This window comes from Rhodanobacter sp. ANJX3 (assembly GCF_014200755.1).
GTDB lineage: Bacteria > Pseudomonadota > Gammaproteobacteria > Xanthomonadales > Rhodanobacteraceae > Rhodanobacter.
In genome coordinates this window covers 412882-430890 of the sequence record NZ_JACHCM010000004.1, presented here as the reverse complement: position 1 = coordinate 430890, position 18009 = coordinate 412882, and the positions used below count along the sequence as shown (strand labels likewise).

Genomic DNA, 18009 nt, shown 5'->3' with positions numbered 1-18009 from the left:
CGGCTTTATTTCGCCTTGGATTGCGACGAGGCGATCGCCTGCTTGAAGAAACCGTAGACGCCATCGTCATTCATGCGGCGGGCGTTGGACAGCTCGCCGGCCTTGGTCGAGTAAAGAATCTTGTCGTCCGGCGACACGATCACCGCCGCCGGAATGCCGTTCTTGGTCGGATCGTCGTAGCGCTTGGTGATATCGAGGTTGTGGTCGAAGTTGCCCACGTCGATCTTCACGACCTGGAACTGCTGATGGATCAGCGCCGCATTTTTTTCGGTATTGAGCGCACGGTTCAGCGAGCGGCAGTCTTCACACCAGTTGGCGCCGAAGATCAACAGCACCGGCGTGCGCTTGGCTTTGGCTTGCGCCAGCGCATGGGCGATATCCGCGTTGGCATCGGCCGAGGTGTTGTAAGGAAGTTCGGCGGCAGCGACCTGGGCACCGACCAGCAGGGTAAGCAGCAATAGCAGACGTTTCATGGACGCGATCCGTGACGGGTACGAACGCCGAGCATAACCGTTTGCGTGCTTTGTGTGCTTTTGGCCGTCCAAATAAAAAAGGCGTGGCTTATGCCGTTTGGGCATAAGCCACGCCTAGTTCGAAGCGCCTTACTTGCCTTCTTTCAAGGCAATCGCATTGATGCCGGCGCTGGCCAGCCGCTGCTTGGTCGACTCCAGGTCGGTCGCCGAGCGGAACGGCCCCAGGCGCACGCGGTGATAGGCCTGCCCACCCACGTTGACGGATTGCACCGAGGCTATGAATCCTTGCATCGCCAGTTTCGCCTTCAGCGTTTCCGCATCGGACGGATTCGGGAACGCGCCGACCTGCAGCAGATAGCCGCTACCAGCGGCAGGACTCGCGGGTGCCGCAGCCGGCGCCGCGGTAATGCTCTCCTTGACTGCCGGCGGTGCAGTGTTGGTCGGCGTCGACGGCGTGGAAGCGGTTGGCGGCGCTGCCACCGGCTGGGCGGCCGCCTGCTTCTGCTGTTCGGCGCGCGCCTGTGCGCTGATCACCGCATCGGGAATGCGCACTTCTTTTTCCGACAGTACGGAATAGAAATCGAACTGCGGTTTCTTCGGCGCCGATTCGGCCGGCGGTGGCTGCGCTACGCCCGGATCGCTGCCGCTTTCGGCGGTGGCCTGCGGGTTGGCCTGCGGGCCGTCGGGTTTATGCAGACTGTCGAACAGCGAGCCGCGCATGACCACCGCCATCATGATCGCGCCGACCAGAATGCCGATGACGGCGTAACCCCAGCCGGGAAAACCGCCGCTGTTGTTACGCACGGCCTGCCGGCCTTTGCCCTTGCGTGGTGCCATTACATGCTCTCCGGGGCGCTCAGGCCCAACAAACCCAGACCATTCTTCAGGACTTGCCGGGTGGCTACCACCAGCGCAAGTCGCGCATTACGCAGCGCGTCGTCGTCGACCAGGAACTGGTGCGAGTTGTAGTAAGTATGAAACGCGTTGGCCAGCTCGCGCAGCCACGCGGCGAGAATATGCGGTTCCAGATTCGCCGCCGCGGCCTCGACCAGCTCCGGATACTTCGACAGCTCGGTCAGCAGGATCTGCTCGTGCTCGGTGTCGAGCCGTTTCAGATGGGCGAGGCCCTGCTGCAGATCGACAGTGAAACCCTTTTCAGGCGCCTGGCGCAGCACGCTGCACACGCGGGCGTGCGCGTACTGGATGTAATAGACCGGGTTGTCGTTGCTCTGCGAACGCGCCAGATCGATATCGAAAATCAGCTGCGAGTCGGTCTTGCGTGCGATCAGAAAATAGCGAGTGGCGTCCCGCCCGGCTTCGTCGATCAAGTCGCGCAGGGTGAGATAGCTGCCGGCACGTTTGGAAATTTTCACTTCTTCGCCGCCGCGCATCACGGTGATCATCTGGTACAGCACGTAATGCGGCCAATCCTTGGGGATACCGACATCGAGTGCCTGCAAGCCGGCTTTCACCCGTGCCAGCGTGCCGTGATGATCCGAGCCGAGCACGGTGACGGCGTTCTCGTAGCCTCGCTGCCATTTGCTCAGGTGGTAAGCCACGTCCGGCACGAAATAGGTGTAGGTGCCGTCGGACTTGCGCATCACGCGGTCCTTGTCGTCACCGTAGTCGGTCGTACGCAGCCACAGCGCGCCCTCGCTCTCGTAGGTGTGGCCGTGGTCGACCAGCCCCTTCACGGTTTCCTCGACCTTGCCGTCGCTGTAGAGCGACGACTCCAGGAAATACACGTCGAAGCCGACGCCGAACGCCTTCAGGTCGAGATCCTGCTCGCGGCGCAGGCTGGCCACGGCGAAACGACGGATCGCATCGAGATTGTCGACATCGCCCTCGCCCACCACGGTTTCGCCATCGGCAACGACCGACTCGCGATCCAGATAGGCGCGCGCCACGTCGGCGATGTAGTCGCCGCGGTAGCCGTTCTCCGGCCAGCCGCTGTCGTCCGGCAGGATGCCGCGCGCGCGCGCCTGCACCGAAATAGCCAGGTTGGCGATCTGCACGCCGGCGTCGTTGTAGTAAAACTCGCGCTTCACGTTCCAGCCGGTGGCATCGAACAGCCGGCTCAGGCAGTCGCCGATAACGGCATTGCGGCCGTGACCCACGTGCAGCGGGCCGGTCGGGTTGGCCGACACGAATTCCACGCCGACCGTCTTGCCGACGCCGCTTTCGCTGCGGCCGTAGGCATCGCCGCGGTCGAAGATCTGCCGTACCTCGGCGTGATAAGCGCCGGGCGACAGGTAAAAATTGATGAAGCCGGGACCGGCGATCTCGACTTTCTCTACCAGCGCGCTGGGGGGCAGTGCGGCGACCAGCTTTTCGGCCAGCTCACGCGGCTTGGCCCGCGCCGGCTTGGCCAGCAGCATGGCGATATTGCAGGCGAAATCGCCGTGCTCGCGGCTGCGCGCACGCTCGATCACAAAACCGGGCAAGGCCAAGTCCGCGGGCAGGATGGTGTCGTTTTGCAAAGACTTGATCGCCTGCAGAACCAGTTCGCGCAGCTGTGCTTTCACGGGTGAGATCGAATGCGGATGGAACCGCCGATCTTAACAGACCGGTTTGCGCCGGAGGCAGTAAATACCGCTGAGTCAGGGCGGCGCCTGGGGTTGGACCAAGCAAGCCGCGTGATGCGCCGCCGCGATAGGGCCTGTGGATAAGTCTGTGGGGAAAACCTGGAGCCTGCTGGGTATGTTGGGAGTTCGGCAGCCATTGGCGCCATATTTGGATAAAAAAAACAATAAATTCAAATATTTAAATTATCTATCTCGATGATGCGGCATGACCCGTCTCGCAAGCACTGTTCTCACCGTTTTGTGTATAAGTTTCGGCGACATGCGGCACTCCTTTCGAAACGCGCAAGTCATTCGGTTGTCATGCAGCATAGCCAAGATGCAACGGTGCCTGGCATGACTCCCCTCCATGACATGGCATCGGAGACGCCGCTCTCTCCCACAGTCAAATCGGCGCCGCGGCGTGGTTGATCCACGCCGCTTTTTTGTGGGCTGAAAGACGGTCGCAGCAGCCGGGTCGGCAGGCTCTTAGAGTAGGCCGCGCGCCGCCATGGATATCGGATCACCGCTGCCGATCACCAGATGATCGAGCACGCGCACGCCCACCAGTCGCAGGGCGTCACGCAATTCGTGTGTAATCGCATGATCGGCCGCGCTGGGCTCAGCCTCGCCCGACGGGTGGTTGTGCGCAAAAATCACCGCGCAGGCGTTGTGCTGCAGGCAGGCGCGTACCACCTCACGCGGATGCACGCTGGCGCTATCGACTGTGCCGCGGAACAGCTCCTCGAAGGCCAGCACGCGATGGCGGTTGTCCAGATATAGGCAGCCGAATACCTCGTAAGGCAGATGGCGCAGCTTGGCCCGCAGGTAGTCTCCGCTGTCGCGCGGATTGCCCAGACTCCGACGCTGCAGCAATTCCTCGGCCAGACTGCGCCGCGCCAGTTCGAGAGCCGCGACGATCCGCGCCCGCTTGACTGGCCCCAGTCCTCCCGCGCGGATCTGCCGCTCGGGGCGGCTCAGCAGTGCGCCGAGACTGCCGGCGTTGTCGAGCAGTTCGCGACCCAGCGCGATAGCGTCCTTGCCGCGGCTGCCGCTGCCCAAAAGCACGGCCAACAGCTCGGCATCGGACAGCGCCGCGCTGCCGCGGGCCAGTAGTTTTTCGCGGGGACGTTCGCCTTCGGGCCAGTCTCGTATGCTCATGCGAAGACAATGCCGGCTGGTGACTGGCGGATACAGCAGCTGAAACAAACGAATCCGGTAAGCTACGCGTCTGCCCGATTGTCAGGCCCGCCTTACATGAGTCTTGCCCAACGCCGCATCTTGCTGGGAGTGTCAGGCGGCATCGCCGCTTACAAGTCCTGCGAACTGGTCCGCCGCCTGCGCGACCTGGACGCCGACGTGCGCGTCGTGATGACCGAAAGCGCCACGCATTTCGTCAGCGCCACCACCTTCCAGGCGCTGTCGGGTCAAAGCGTGCGCGTGAGCCTGTGGGATGCGCAGGCCGAAGCGGCGATGGGCCATATCGAGCTGGCGCGCTGGGCGGAGCGCATTCTGATTGCACCGGCCAGCGCCGATATCCTCGCGCGGCTGGCGCACGGTCTGGCCGACGATTTGCTCACGACCCTGTGCCTGGCCAGCGCCGCGCCGCTGTATGTCGCGCCGGCGATGAATCAGCAGATGTGGGCGCATGCTTCGGTGCAGGTGAATGTCGACACATTGCGCCAGCGCGGCGTACACGTGCTCGGCCCCGCCTCGGGCGACCAGGCCTGCGGCGACGTCGGCAACGGGCGGATGCTCGAAGCGCACGAATTGCGGGACGCCCTGGCTGCGTCGTTTGGCGACGGCTCGCTGGCCGGTTTGCATGTCGTTGTCAGTGCCGGCCCCACGTACGAAGATATCGATCCGGTGCGTTTCATCGGCAACCGTAGCTCCGGCCGCATGGGCTTTGCGGTGGCGCAGGCGGCCGCGCTGGCCGGTGCGCAGGTGACCCTGGTCGCCGGTCCGGTGAGCCTGGCGACACCGGCCGGCGTGGCGCGCCGCATCGACGTGCGCAGCGCGACGCAGATGCATGCCGCAGTGCTTTCGGCGGCGGAGCAGTCGGATATCTACATCGGTGCAGCAGCCGTTGGCGACTTTCGTCCGAACGAGGTTTCCGTGCACAAATTGAAGAAATGCGATGGCACTGGCCTGTCGCTGCAGCTCAGCGAAAACCCGGACATTCTTGCGACCCTGTCGGCGCAACCGACGCATCCGTTTCTGGTCGGCTTTGCCGCCGAAACCCACGATGTGGCGAGCTACGCGCAGCAGAAGCTCAGCCGCAAGGGGCTGGACATGATTGCCGCCAATCAGGTCGGTGAAGGCCTGGGTTTCGAGGCGGCCGACAATGCGTTGAGCGTGTATTGGGCCGACGGATCGATCGATCTGCCGCGGGTCGCCAAGCCGGAACTGGCCCGTCAGCTGATTGCCCAGGTGGCGCAGCGTTATCGCGCGAGCCGCGCCGGATGAGTCGCCCGGTGATCGACGTCGCGATGAAGATTCTGGACGCGCGTCTTGGCAAAAGTATTCCCTTGCCGGAGACGGCCACCATCGGCAGTGCCGGTATGGATTTGCGCGCGGCGCTTGATCAACCGCAGACCCTGGCGCCCGGCGACAGCGTGCTGGTGCCCAGCGGCATCGCGATCCATATCGGCGATCCGGGCTGGTGTGCGCTGATCGTTCCGCGCTCGGGACTGGGTCACAAGCACGGGCTGGTGATGGGCAATCTGGTCGGCGTGATCGATGCGGACTATCAGGGCCCGCTGATGATTTCCTGCTGGAACCGCGGCACGCAGCCGTACACCATTGAGGTCGGCGACCGCATCGCGCAGCTGCTGCTGGTGCCGGTAGCGCAGGCGCGCTTGAACGTCGTGACGGAATTTGTCGCCAGCGAGCGCGGCGCCGGTGGCTTCGGCTCGACCGGTATCCGTTAGGATGGGGCTGGACGCGGTGCCGGTAGGCCGCGCATCCAGAACTCCCGGGGATGGACTATGGCGTTAAGCATGGCAAAGGTTCGCGCGCGACAGTCGCCGGTCGACTGGCGGCGCCAGCTGCCGCTGGCCGGCGGTACGTTGCTGCTTTTGCTGGGCCTGTTTTGCGCGTGGCAGACCTATCTGATTGCCGACGAATCCACTTCGATCGACCATGTCCACGCGGCGCAGGATCGGGCGCTGCGGGTGCTGGCCGCCGAGATAGCCGCGCAGCGTGGCAAGGTGCAAAGGGCCGTCCATTCCGTCGATCCCGCTACCGCAGTGGCCGATCCGGCAAAGACTCTGGATGCGCTGAAATTGCAGTTGCCACAGGCGAAGAAGGTCGAGCTTTACCGCGGCGATCTCAGCGAGGTGCTGCACGCGAATTACCACGACTTCGGCTATGCCAAGGCGGCGCAGCTGATGGCCGCGAAAGGCGCCGATGGCACTGTGCCGGTGCAAAGCGTGGCTGCCGGCAACGGCGACCGGCATCTCACCCTGATCACGCCGCTGGGAGCGCCGCAGGATCCGCTCGCCTGGGTGTGGGTCGAGCTGCCGTTTGCGCCGCTGCAGCAGCTGTTCGATTCGGTATCGCCGGCCGGCGGTAGGCTCGAGCTGCGCCAGGACGACGAGCACGGCGAGATGAGCCTTTCTTCACACGGTGCGGCTTCGGCAGTGGCGGAAGTGTCGGCCAAGCCGGTGCCCGGCAGCGCGTTCAGCGTCAACGCGGCGTTGCCGGACGCCTTTATTGTTCTTCCGCACGTCTGGCCATTGGCCGCGCTACTCACCCTGCTCGGCGTCGGCGGTGCGTTTTTCCTGTTGCGCCTGCGCCTGCGGCCAACGGCACCATTGATCGTTGATGAACCCGAGGATGTCCCTGTGCCTGAAAGAATCCGGCGAATCAGTCCGCCGAGCGACGCAGCAGCGGCTTCTTCTCCTGCATTGCCCAGCGTGCCGACGGTCAAGCTCGACTCGAGTATTTTTCGCGCTTACGACGTACGCGGCGTGGTGGGAAAAACCTTGAACGCGGAAGTCGCCCATGCGCTCGGCCAGTCGATCGGCACGCTGATGAGCGAGCAAGGCCTGCGCGAAATCGTGGTTGGCCGCGACGGTCGCTTGTCGGGGCCGGAGCTGGCAGGTGCGCTGTGCGACGGTCTGCGCGCGGCCGGCATCGATGTGATCGACCTCGGGGCGGTGCCGACGCCGGTGGTCTATTTCGCGGCCTTCCGCTACAACACCGGCTGCGGCGTTGCGGTGACCGGTAGTCACAATCCGCCAGACTACAACGGTTTCAAGATCGTGGTCGGTGGCGAAACCCTGGCGGAGGACGCTATCCAGAATCTTTACCAGCGCATCGCCACCGGCGCGCTGAAAAGCGATGGCCAGGGCGCGCTGCGCCAGGTCGACGTCGCCTCCGATTACATCGAGAAAATCGTCGGCGACGTGCAGGCCGAGCGTCTGCTCAAGATCGTAGTCGACTGCGGCAACGGGATTCCCGGAGCGCTGGCGCCGCAGGTGCTGGAGGGCGTCGGCTGCGAGGTGATTCCGCTGTACTGCGAGGTCGACGGCACCTTCCCCAACCATCATCCCGACCCGTCCGATCCGCACAATCTGGAAGACCTGATCGTCTCGGTCAAAAGCACCGGTGCGGATCTGGGTATCGCCTTCGACGGCGATGGCGATCGCCTGGGTGTAGTCACGCGCTCGGGCGAAATCATCTTTCCCGACCGCCTGCTGATGCTGTTCGCGCGCGATGTGCTGTCGCGTCAGCCCGGCGCCACCGTCATCTACGACGTCAAATGCACGGGCCATCTGAAAGGTCAGATTCTCGACGCCGGCGGCAGCCCGCTGATGTGGCGCACCGGTCACTCGCTGATCAAGTCGAAGATGCGCGAAACCGGGGCGGAGCTGGCCGGTGAGATGAGCGGCCACTTTTTCTTCAAAGAGCGCTGGTACGGTTTCGACGACGGCATATACGCCGCCGCGCGGCTGATGGAAATTCTTGGTGGCGACATGCAGGGGCGCTCGCCGGAAGAGATTTTCGCCACGCTGCCCAAGAGCGTCTCCACGCCCGAGTTGAAGATCGAGCTGGCCGAGGGCGAGCACTACACCTTCATGGATAAGTTTCGTCAGCAGGCCAGCTTTGGCGACGCCACGCTGATCACCATCGACGGTCTGCGGGCGGACTGGCCCGATGGGTGGGGGCTGGTACGCGCGTCCAACACCACGCCGGTGCTGGTATTGCGCTTCGAAGCCGACGATGCGCTGGCGCTAAAGCGCATCCAGCAGGTTTTCCGCAAGCAACTGCTGGCGGTCGACTTCACGCTGAAGATGCCGTTCTGAGCGAGGAGCCTTTGCTACGCCGAACCAAGAAAAAAGGCCAGCATCGCTGGCCTTTTTTATGTATGAGGTGATCGATCCGGCGAGTTGTCCGGGGCACCAGCTCACTGCGCCGGCTTTGCCTGCGCCGCCTTGATCTCGCGGTAGTGAGCCAGTTGCGCGGCTTGGTTCTGCAGCATCTGTGCACGCGCAGCCTGCTGGCGCTGCAGGGTGTTCTGCTGACCGGTAACCACCGCCCGCTGGCTGGCGATGCTGTCATTCATGAACTTCGGCACCGTCTTCTGCGTGCGTTCGATTTCCGCCGCGCGGCCGAGCAGATCGGTCAGCGCTTTTTCCTGCGTCTTCAGGTTGAGCTGGGTGGTGTGGATCTGCTGGTCCAGCGTATCGAGCGCCTGCTGTTGCGAGATCTTGTACATGTTCTCGTCCGGGTACGCCTCCAGCATCTGCGCATCGGCGTTAATGCGGTCCTGCTCGATACGCTGCTTTTTCGCCTGCTCGATGGCCAGTTGGCTGGCGGCGGCACGCTCTTCCGGCGTGAGCTGGCGGGTGACGTGCTGAATCACCAGGCCCTGATCGTTCACCGCGTCGTAGCCATATTTCATCGCTTCAGCATTGAGGCTGTCGCTGAAGTGGACCTTACCCTGGGCATCGTGCCACTTGTAGCGCAGGCCGCTGCCGGTCGAGGGCGTCTGAGCGACGATCGCCGTGCTGGTAAACAGCGTGACGGCGGTGAAGATCAATAAGCGCTTGTGCATGGACTCTCCCCTGTTGGCGTCAGTATAACCGTCGCTATCGCGATACCAGCTCTCCACGTCGGCAAAATCGTCGGTTGCCTCAGGGTGTTCAGCGCTGAACGCCGTAGCGTTCGCGGTAGGCCAGCAGGCGACGGTGGTCGTCGGCGAGCTGTGGTCGCTCGCCGGCATAGGCCAGCACGTCGTCGAGGCTGGTGATGGCGATGACGGGTATGCCGTAATCCGCCGCCACTTCCTGCGCGGCGGAACGTTCGCCCTGCCCGCGCTCCTGCCGATCCAGTGCGATCAGCACACCCGCCGCGGTGGCGCCTTGCGCCTGAATCAAGGCCAGCGATTCGCGCACGGCGGTGCCCGCGGTCATGACATCGTCGACAATCAGTACGCGGCCTTTCAGCGGCGCGCCAACCAGCGTGCCGCCTTCACCGTGATCCTTTGCCTCTTTGCGGTTGTAGGCCCAGGGCAGGTCGCGCTGATGCTGGTCGGCCAGCGCGATGGCCGTGGACGCCGCCAGCGCGATGCCCTTGTATGCAGGGCCGAACAGCATGTCGACCTGGATGCCGGAATCCACCACGGCGGCGGCATAGGCGCGACCGAGCTGCGCCAGCGCGGCACCGGAATCGATCCGGCCCATGTTGAAAAAGTAGGGGCTCAGACGCCCCGATTTCAGGGTGAACTCGCCGAAGCGCAGCACGTCGCGGCCGAGGGTGAGTTCGATGAAGTCGCGCTGGTAATCGTGCACAGATCGCCTCGCTTGCAATGACGTGAAAGAGAAAAGATTCGGCCGTATCGGCGGTTACTCGACGCTACGCGGCGCGACGTCGACCATGGTAACGCCGCTCACAGTCCGTGACGCCCGCTGAGGTTGTTATGATCGCGCATCACTTGCTGGAAAACTTCATGCGCATCATCAGCCTCAATGCCAATGGCATCCGTTCGGCCGCGACCAAGGGCGTATTCGACTGGCTGCGTACGCAGGATGCGGACGTGGTCTGCCTACAGGAGACCAAGGCGCAGGAGGATCAGCTCGGCGACCCGATGTTTCGTCCCGATGGACACCACTGTTTTTATCGCGATGCGACGAGCAAAAAGGGCTATAGCGGCGTCGCCATCTATGCCAAGCGCGAGCCCGATCAGGTGCTCACCGAGCTCGGCTGGGACGAATTCGACAATGAAGGCCGCTACATCGAGGCGCGCTTCGGCAACCTCTCGGTGGTGTCGTTGTACTTCCCTTCTGGATCGTCCGGCGATGAGCGCCAGCAGTTCAAGTTCAAGGCCATGGACTGGTTTACGCCGATTCTCGACGGCTGGCTGAAGAGTGGCCGCGACTACGTGATCTGTGGCGACTGGAACATCGTGCACACGAAAAACGATATCAAAAACTGGAGTTCGAATCAGAAGAACTCAGGCTGCCTGCCGGAAGAGCGCGCATGGCTGGATCTGCTCTTCCAGCAGCGCGGCTGGGTCGACAGCTTCCGCGCGCTCAAGCCCGATGCGGTGGAGTACACCTGGTGGTCCAACCGCGGTCAGGCGCGCGCCAACAACGTGGGTTGGCGCATCGACTATCAAGTAATCACGCCCTCGTTAAAGGATCGACTGAGGGACTGTTCGGTCTATCGCGATCAGCGCTTCTCCGATCACGCGCCTTATATCGTCGACTATGCCGACTGAGGCGGTCGGCCCAAATCGGTCGGTACAGGCCGCAAGGAGCGCCAGGCCATCGGTCTGGAAATCCTTTGCGCAGCCGGCGGCATGGACCATGCTGTTGTTCGGGTTTTCGTCGGGCTTGCCATTTCTGCTCGTGGCCGGAACCTTGGCGTACTGGCTGAAAGAAAACGGCATTTTGCTGAAAGACATCACGATGATCGCGAGCGCAGGCATGACCTATGCGCTGAAATTTCTGTGGGCGCCGCTGCTCGACCACTGGCGCATCCCCGGTTTTTCGCGCCTCGGTCGGCGGCGCGGTTGGCTGCTGTTTGCGCAGCTCGGCGTGGTGGCCGGTTTGCTGGCGATGGCCGTGCTGACACCCGTGCAGTTGGTGCCCTTTGTCGCGGCGACGTTGATCGTGGCGTTCTTTGGCGCCACGCAGGACATTGCGGTCGACGCCTATCGTATCGAGATTGCACCGGTCGATGCACAGGGTGCGCTGGTCGCCACGTATTCGCTGGGCTATCGCATTGCGTTGATCTTGGCCGGGGCGCTCGCATTGATTCTTGCCGACCATATAGAGTGGAGCTGGGTATATCTGGTGATGGCTATTGCCATGGGCGTGCCGATCGCTGCCACTCTGGCGGCACGGGAGCCCGACGTGCACTTCATCGCTCCACGTGGTTGGCGCGTTGCGATGCGCGAGAGCGTGGTCGATCCCTTTGCGGATTTCTTTCGTCGTTATGGCTGGCATATAGCCGGCGTGACGCTGCTGTTTATCCTGCTGTTCAAGATTCCCGAGCAGGCCACGATCGGCGGCGTGATGAGCCCTTTCTATCGTGACATGGGATTCTCCAAGACCGAGATCGGCAGCATCACCAAGATTTACGGTATCTGGATTGGCATCGTCGGCGTCTTTCTTGGCGGTGCCGCGGTAGCGCGCTGGGGCGCTTGGCGATCGCTGGGCGTCACCGTTGTGCTGTGTGGCTGCAGCAATCTGCTTTATCTGGCGCTGATCGCGCACCCGGGCAACCTGCTCGTGCTGACGATGGTGATTTCCGGCGAGAACCTCACGCTCGGCATGCTGGGGCCGCCGACGGTGGCGTTTCTTTCGTCACTGGTCAATCGCGAACACACAGCTACCCAGTACGCGCTGCTCAGTTCGATGGTGAATCTGCCGGGCAAGGTTCTCGGCTTCTTTGCCGGCGGGATCGCGGCGGCGACCGGCTACGGCGAATATTTCGTGATCACCGTGCTGTCGATCATTCCGGCCACGCTGTTGTTCTTCTATCTATGGCCGCGGTTTCGTCATGCCGACGCATCGGCGGCAGGGGCCGAGTAAATCGCGCCGAGTACGCGAGGTCCACGCGCACCGGTGACGGCCGGCAGATTGCCTGGCCGCCTCAGCAACCGCTGACGCGCCAGCCACGCAAAAGCGGTGGCTTCCAGAAAATCCGGGTCGATGCCGTGTGTTGCCGTGCTGCTGACCATGCGCGGCGCGAGCCGTTCGGCCAGCCTCTGCATCAGCCGTTGATTGTGCGTGCCGCCACCGCAGACTAGGACATCTGCCATCGGTGGTGTTTGCTGCGCGATGGCTTCGGAGACGCTGCGCGCCGTCAGCTCCAGCAAGGTGGCCTGCACGTCGGCAGGGCTGAGGTTGGCGAGGTGTGGATGCGCCGCCAGCCAGCCGAGATGGAAATGTTCGCGCCCCGTGCTCTTGGGCGGCGCCAGCGCGAAATAAGGGTCGGCCAGTAGTGCATCGAGCAGCGAGTTATCGACGGTGCCGCTGGCAGCGAACGCACCGTCGCGGTCAAAGGATTCGCCGCGATGACGTAGGCACCATGCGTCGAGCAGTCCGTTCGCCGGCCCGGTATCGAAACCCAGTACGGTGCCGTCGGCGTTCAGTACGGTGATGTTGGCAATCCCGCCCAGATTCAGTACCACGCGGCTGTGACCGTCGTGCGCCAGCAGCATGGCGTGCAGCGCCGGCAACAGCGGTGCGCCCTGCCCGCCGGCCGCAACATCGGCACGGCGAAAATCCGCAACCACATCGATGCGGCAACGCTCCGCAATCACGCTGGCATCGCCCAGTTGCAGAGTGAATGGATGGTCGCCGGTCGGCCGATGGCGTACGGTCTGGCCGTGAGAGCCGATGGCGCGCACCGATGTTGCCGGCGTGCCGCTTTGTTCCAACAGCCGCAGTGCGGCTTCGGCAAAGCAGCGCCCGATTTCGACGTCCAGACGTCCAAATGCATCGAGATCGAGCGCGACCTCGTCCTGCATGAGGGCGAGCATTCGTTCCCGAAGCACGGGTGGCCAGGGGTAAGCGTACGTGGCCTTAACTTGCGGCGCGCCGTCTGCAAAGCTGACCAGCGCCGCATCGATGCTGTCCGCGCTGGTGCCGGAAATCATTCCGAGATAGAGCGCCGAATCGTCAGTCACGCCGCCGCCGCAATCAGTTGTCGTTGTTGGCAGGAGCGTTGGTCTTGGCAAGCTTGATGCGTGCGTCAAGCTCGGTCAGACGCGCCAACTGCGGCTGCACCACCTGCGATTTGAATTTTGCCAATTGCGCGGCCGGCAAAAGCTCCGGCTTCGGCAAGGTCACGGTCTGCGGATTGCGTTGCGTGCCATTGACCCGGAACTCGTAATGCAGGTGCGGCCCGGTAGCCAGACCGGTCATGCCGACAAAGCCGATGACCTGCCCCTGGGTGACGTGCTGGCCGAGGCGCTCGCTGCCGAAGCGCGACATGTGGCCATAGGCGGTGCTGATGGTGCCGCTGTGCTGGATGATGACGAAATTGCCGTAGCCGTTCATCCATCCTTTGAACTTGATCACGCCATCGCCGGCGGCGTGGATCGGCGTACCGGTCGGTGCCGCGTAATCCACGCCCTTGTGCGCGCGCATCAGGCCGAGCACGGGATGCAGCCGCGCCGAGCTGAACGTCGACGAGATGCGGGTGAAATCCACCGGGATACGCAGAAACGATTTCTGGATCGGCCGGCCGTCTTCGCTGAACCAGCCATAGTCGCCACCAGCCTTCTTGAAGCGGTAGGCGGTATAGCGCTGGCCCTGATTGATGAATTCCGCCGCGACGATATTGCCTTCGCCATAACGGACACCGTCGCGATAGACGTCATCGTAAATCACCGTGAAGCTGTCGCCCTCGCGCAGGTCCTGTACGAAATCGACGTCGTACTTGAACAGGTCGGCCAGCTTGCCGACCATGGCGGCGTCGAGGCCGGCCTGATCGCCGGCGGCGTAAAGACTGCTGTGAATGACGCCATGGGCCACCTGTTCGCGCATGTCCATGTCGCGAGGCTGGATACTGACCGTCGGCTGGTCGCCGTCGAGACGGATCGTGGCGCGGTTGGCGTCGTCCTGATCGAAGCGCAGGCCTTTGAGGACGTGATTGCTACCCAATAGAAAATCGAATTCTTCGCCCGGATGGATGTGGTGCAGTGCCGTCTTGGCCGGGCCGGACGCATCCACGACCTTCTGTAGATCGGTCATGCTCAGGCCGCGGCCGGTAAAGATGTCCGAAAGGGTCTGCCCCGGCTGCACGCGCACAACCTGCCAGTCGTCCACGGCAGGCGCCGGTGCGCTGACCTCGGCGACTTTGGGCAAAGCCAGCTTCAGAACCGTATGCGCTTCGGGCACCGCCGCGGGTCGCATCGCGCTCGCCCATGCCGGCATGATGAAACCGGACAGCAGCGTGATCAGCATCGCCATACCGGCAAGCACCCAGCGCTCGCGATGCCAGTGGATAGGTTCAACGACATCCGACTGGTGAAACGACCAGTGGGCGAAACGCTCGTAAAAATGCGAGTGTTGCTGCTGCGCTTTGCGGCAAATGGCCTGTTTGCGCGCTTTGCGCGCTCCCTGCTTCTCTTCCGCCATTTCGACACGCCCCGCAAATACGTTCACAAACAGGTCGTACCATAGCGGCCGCGTCTAAACAGCGTCAACGTCCTTTTGCATCAAGGGTTTGCGCGATATTTTCGATTAACGCACAATTAACGTTTTGGCGCAGTCGGTTTACGTCGACCGTCAGTCCTCCACTTGCGATCTGAGGGAAACACGAATGAACGAGCTTGAGCAGGCGTTGGCCACGATCACCCGAGGCGCCGACGAAATCATCAAGCGCGAGGAGCTGATCGAGCGCCTGAAAAGCGGCCGGCCGCTGCGTATCAAGGCGGGCTTCGACCCGACCGCGCCCGATCTGCACTTGGGTCACACTGTATTGCTCAACAAGATGCGCCAGTTTCAGGATCTGGGGCATCAGGTGATTTTCCTGATCGGCGACTTCACCGGCATGATCGGTGATCCCACCGGCAAGAACGTTACCCGCAAGCCGCTCACCCGCGAGGATGTGCTGGCCAACGCCGAGACCTATGCCAGCCAGGTCTATAAGGTATTGGACAAGGAGCGCACCGAACTGCGCTTCAATTCTGAGTGGTTCGGTCAGATGTCGGCGGCCGATCTGATCAAGCTTGCGGCGCAGCACACGGTGGCGCGCATGCTGGAGCGCGACGACTTCGCCAAGCGCTATGCGGCGCAGCAGCCGATAGCTATTCACGAGTTCCTCTATCCGCTGGTACAGGGTTACGACTCGGTGGCATTGAAGTGCGACGTCGAACTCGGTGGTACGGATCAGAAATTCAATCTGCTGATGGGGCGTGCGCTGCAGGAGCATCACGGCCAGCCGCCGCAGATCGTGCTGACTATGCCGCTGCTGGAGGGGCTGGACGGCGTCAACAAGATGTCCAAGTCGCTCGGCAATTACATTGGCATCAACGAGCCGGCGATCGATATGGTCACCAAGACCATGAAGATCGGCGACGAACTGATGTGGCGCTGGTTCGAGCTGCTGAGCTTTGACGTATCCATGGACGAACTGGCGCAGATGAAACGCGCGATCGCGGACGGTTCGCTCAATCCTCGCGATACCAAGCTGCGCCTGGCACGCGAACTGGTCACGCGCTTCCACGATGCGGCCGCCGCCGACCAGGCCATTGCCGGCTGGCATGCCGTGGTGCGCGGTGAAGGAGATACGTCCTTGCTTCCGTTGAGCGACATCGCCGTTCCCGCCGAAGGCATCCGGCTCGCCGCCTTGCTTACCGCCGCGGGCATCACTGCCAGCAATTCAGAGGCAAGCCGCAAGTTGAAGGAGCGGGCCGTCCGCATCGATACCGAAGTTGTCGAGGATGCGCAGCGCGTTTTCAGCGCGGGGTTCGAAGGCGTGCTGCAGGTCGGCAAGCGCAACTTCGCCCGCGTGCGGCTCATCGTAGCTTGAAAATCGGCCGGCGAATGACGATGGCGCGCCGATTTTCAAATTAGTGCTTGTGCTTTTTTCTGTAGCTCGTATGATGCGCGGCCCGGAGTCGTCCACGCAGTTTTTGACGAGTCGCGGCATCTTCGAAAAAGTGAAATGAAGGTGTTGACGGCCACAAAAAACGATATAGAATGGGCGGCTCACCTAGGACGAAACGTCTTAGACGCAACACGAGAAATCGGTTGCAAGTGGTTGATCTTTGACAGTGTGCGCAGGTGAATTGTGTGGACGTCTTGCGATGGAGGGTTACGACCTGTCCAAGAAATGCAAGCGTCCAATGAAAGAAAAAGTCAGTAATGAGTTTTGATTTTGTTGGGACTAACGCTTCAGAAAGATAGATTGTCTTCGGACAGTCGAAAACTTAAGTGAAGAGTTTGATCCTGGCTCAGATTGAACGCTGGCGGCATGCCTAACACATGCAAGTCGAACGGCAGCACAGCAGAGCTTGCTCTGTGGGTGGCGAGTGGCGGACGGGTGAGTAATGCATCGGGATCTACCTCAACGTGGGGGATAACGTAGGGAAACTTACGCTAATACCGCATACGTCCTACGGGAGAAAGCAGGGGACCTTCGGGCCTTGCGCGGTGAGACGAACCGATGTTCGATTAGCTAGTTGGTGAGGTAATGGCTCACCAAGGCGACGATCGATAGCTGGTCTGAGAGGATGATCAGCCACACTGGAACTGAGACACGGTCCAGACTCCTACGGGAGGCAGCAGTGGGGAATATTGGACAATGGGCGCAAGCCTGATCCAGCAATGCCGCGTGTGTGAAGAAGGCCTTCGGGTTGTAAAGCACTTTTATCAGGAACGAAATACCACGGGTTAATACCCTATGGGGCTGACGGTACCTGAGGAATAAGCACCGGCTAACTTCGTGCCAGCAGCCGCGGTAATACGAAGGGTGCAAGCGTTAATCGGAATTACTGGGCGTAAAGGGTGCGTAGGCGGTTAGTTAAGTCTGTCGTGAAATCCCCGGGCTCAACCTGGGAATGGCGATGGATACTGGCTGGCTAGAGTGTGTCAGAGGATGGTGGAATTTCCGGTGTAGCGGTGAAATGCGTAGAGATCGGAAGGAACATCAGTGGCGAAGGCGGCCATCTGGGACAACACTGACGCTGAAGCACGAAAGCGTGGGGAGCAAACAGGATTAGATACCCTGGTAGTCCACGCCCTAAACGATGCGAACTGGATGTTGGTCTCAACTCGGAGATCAGTGTCGAAGCTAACGCGTTAAGTTCGCCGCCTGGGGAGTACGGTCGCAAGACTGAAACTCAAAGGAATTGACGGGGGCCCGCACAAGCGGTGGAGTATGTGGTTTAATTCGATGCAACGCGAAGAACCTTACCTGGCCTTGACATGTCTGGAATCCTGCAGAGATGCGGGAGTGCCTTCGGGAATCAGAACACAGGTGCTGCATGGCTGTCGTCAGCTCGTGTCGTGAGATGTTGGGTTAAGTCCCGCAACGAGCGCAACCCTTGTCCTTAGTTGCCAGCACGTAATGGTGGGAACTCTAAGGAGACTGCCGGTGACAAACCGGAGGAAGGTGGGGATGACGTCAAGTCATCATGGCCCTTACGGCCAGGGCTACACACGTACTACAATGGTCGGTACAGAGGGTTGCGATACCGCGAGGTGGAGCCAATCCCAGAAAGCCGATCCCAGTCCGGATCGAAGTCTGCAACTCGACTTCGTGAAGTCGGAATCGCTAGTAATCGCGGATCAGCTATGCCGCGGTGAATACGTTCCCGGGCCTTGTACACACCGCCCGTCACACCATGGGAGTGAGTTGCTCCAGAAGCCGTTAGTCTAACCGCAAGGGGGACGACGACCACGGAGTGGTTCATGACTGGGGTGAAGTCGTAACAAGGTAGCCGTATCGGAAGGTGCGGCTGGATCACCTCCTTTCAAGAAATGACGGTCGCGAGCTCTCTCGCGCAA

Annotated in this window: 14 protein-coding genes and 1 rRNA gene; 7 read left to right on the top strand and 8 right to left on the bottom strand. The window is 61.9% G+C overall.

The window, feature by feature from the left end; genetic code table 11:
* Window positions 1-5: 5 nt before the first annotated feature.
* The 4 genes from HDE76_RS13650 to radC all read right to left on the bottom strand — a co-directional run bounded on the left by HDE76_RS13650 (window position 6) and on the right by radC (window position 4195).
* Window positions 6-473: a thioredoxin family protein gene (locus tag HDE76_RS13650; RefSeq protein ID WP_179482000.1), complete on the bottom strand. Its 468-nt coding sequence runs from the start codon at window positions 471-473 to the stop codon at window positions 6-8.
* A 129-nt stretch (window positions 474-602) separates the two neighbouring features.
* On the bottom strand, window positions 603-1310 hold the full coding sequence (locus HDE76_RS13645; RefSeq protein ID WP_179481998.1) for an SPOR domain-containing protein: 708 nt from the start codon (window positions 1308-1310) through the stop codon (window positions 603-605).
* Window positions 1310-2998: an arginine--tRNA ligase gene (argS, locus tag HDE76_RS13640; RefSeq protein WP_179481997.1), complete on the bottom strand. Its 1689-nt coding sequence runs from the start codon at window positions 2996-2998 to the stop codon at window positions 1310-1312. The genes HDE76_RS13645 and argS overlap by 1 nt, the downstream gene beginning before the upstream one ends.
* Before the next feature lie 525 nt (window positions 2999-3523).
* Window positions 3524-4195 carry a DNA repair protein RadC gene (gene radC, locus HDE76_RS13635; RefSeq protein ID WP_179481995.1) on the bottom strand — a complete coding sequence of 224 codons (672 nt, stop codon included), beginning with the start codon at window positions 4193-4195 and terminating at the stop codon, window positions 3524-3526.
* A 96-nt stretch (window positions 4196-4291) separates the two neighbouring features.
* On the opposite strand from radC, the gene coaBC reads away from it, so the two are divergent.
* From coaBC to HDE76_RS13620, 3 genes are read left to right on the top strand one after another with little or no spacing between them, the layout of a single operon-like run.
* Window positions 4292-5500 carry a bifunctional phosphopantothenoylcysteine decarboxylase/phosphopantothenate--cysteine ligase CoaBC gene (gene coaBC, locus HDE76_RS13630; protein ID WP_179481993.1) on the top strand — a complete coding sequence of 403 codons (1209 nt, stop codon included), beginning with the start codon at window positions 4292-4294 and terminating at the stop codon, window positions 5498-5500.
* Between the two features lie 8 nt (window positions 5501-5508).
* Entirely contained in the window at window positions 5509-5964 is a 456-nt protein-coding gene (gene dut / locus HDE76_RS13625) for a dUTP diphosphatase (protein ID WP_179482144.1), read from the top strand.
* A gap of 57 nt (window positions 5965-6021) precedes the next feature.
* Window positions 6022-8343: a phosphomannomutase/phosphoglucomutase gene (locus HDE76_RS13620; protein WP_184508329.1), complete on the top strand. Its 2322-nt coding sequence runs from the start codon at window positions 6022-6024 to the stop codon at window positions 8341-8343.
* A 101-nt stretch (window positions 8344-8444) separates the two neighbouring features.
* Here the strand turns inward: HDE76_RS13620 and HDE76_RS13615 are convergent, their stop codons facing one another.
* Together HDE76_RS13615 and pyrE are read right to left on the bottom strand one after the other, a co-directional pair.
* Window positions 8445-9095, bottom strand: coding sequence for a DUF4124 domain-containing protein (locus tag HDE76_RS13615; protein ID WP_179481989.1), 651 nt, complete (start codon window positions 9093-9095; stop codon window positions 8445-8447).
* Window positions 9096-9183: 88 nt separating this feature from the next.
* Window positions 9184-9831 (bottom strand): orotate phosphoribosyltransferase, encoded by a 648-nt coding sequence (gene pyrE / locus HDE76_RS13610; RefSeq protein WP_179481988.1) that lies wholly within the window; start codon window positions 9829-9831, stop codon window positions 9184-9186.
* A gap of 158 nt (window positions 9832-9989) precedes the next feature.
* Here pyrE and HDE76_RS13605 point away from each other — a divergent pair, with 158 nt between their 5' ends.
* The gene (locus HDE76_RS13605; RefSeq protein WP_179482142.1) at window positions 9990-10760 is read left to right on the top strand and encodes an exodeoxyribonuclease III; all 771 of its coding nucleotides are present in this window, start codon (window positions 9990-9992) and stop codon (window positions 10758-10760) included.
* 88 nt (window positions 10761-10848) lie between these two features.
* Window positions 10849-12078: an MFS transporter gene (locus HDE76_RS13600; protein ID WP_184508326.1), complete on the top strand. Its 1230-nt coding sequence runs from the start codon at window positions 10849-10851 to the stop codon at window positions 12076-12078.
* On the opposite strand, the gene HDE76_RS13595 is transcribed toward HDE76_RS13600, so the two are convergent.
* Both HDE76_RS13595 and HDE76_RS13590 read right to left on the bottom strand, forming a co-directional pair.
* Complete coding sequence (locus tag HDE76_RS13595; protein WP_184508323.1) at window positions 12045-13178, bottom strand: anhydro-N-acetylmuramic acid kinase; 1134 nt, start codon at window positions 13176-13178, stop codon at window positions 12045-12047. The genes HDE76_RS13600 and HDE76_RS13595 overlap by 34 nt on opposite strands.
* Before the next feature lie 13 nt (window positions 13179-13191).
* On the bottom strand, window positions 13192-14634 hold the full coding sequence (locus tag HDE76_RS13590; protein WP_184508511.1) for a M23 family metallopeptidase: 1443 nt from the start codon (window positions 14632-14634) through the stop codon (window positions 13192-13194).
* A 184-nt stretch (window positions 14635-14818) separates the two neighbouring features.
* Between HDE76_RS13590 and tyrS the strand changes: the two genes are divergently transcribed.
* Window positions 14819-16030, top strand: a complete 1212-nt coding sequence (tyrS, locus tag HDE76_RS13585; RefSeq protein WP_179481982.1) for a tyrosine--tRNA ligase — start codon at window positions 14819-14821, stop codon at window positions 16028-16030.
* A gap of 401 nt (window positions 16031-16431) precedes the next feature.
* Window positions 16432-17976, top strand: a 16S ribosomal RNA gene (locus HDE76_RS13580).
* Window positions 17977-18009 lie beyond the last annotated feature (33 nt).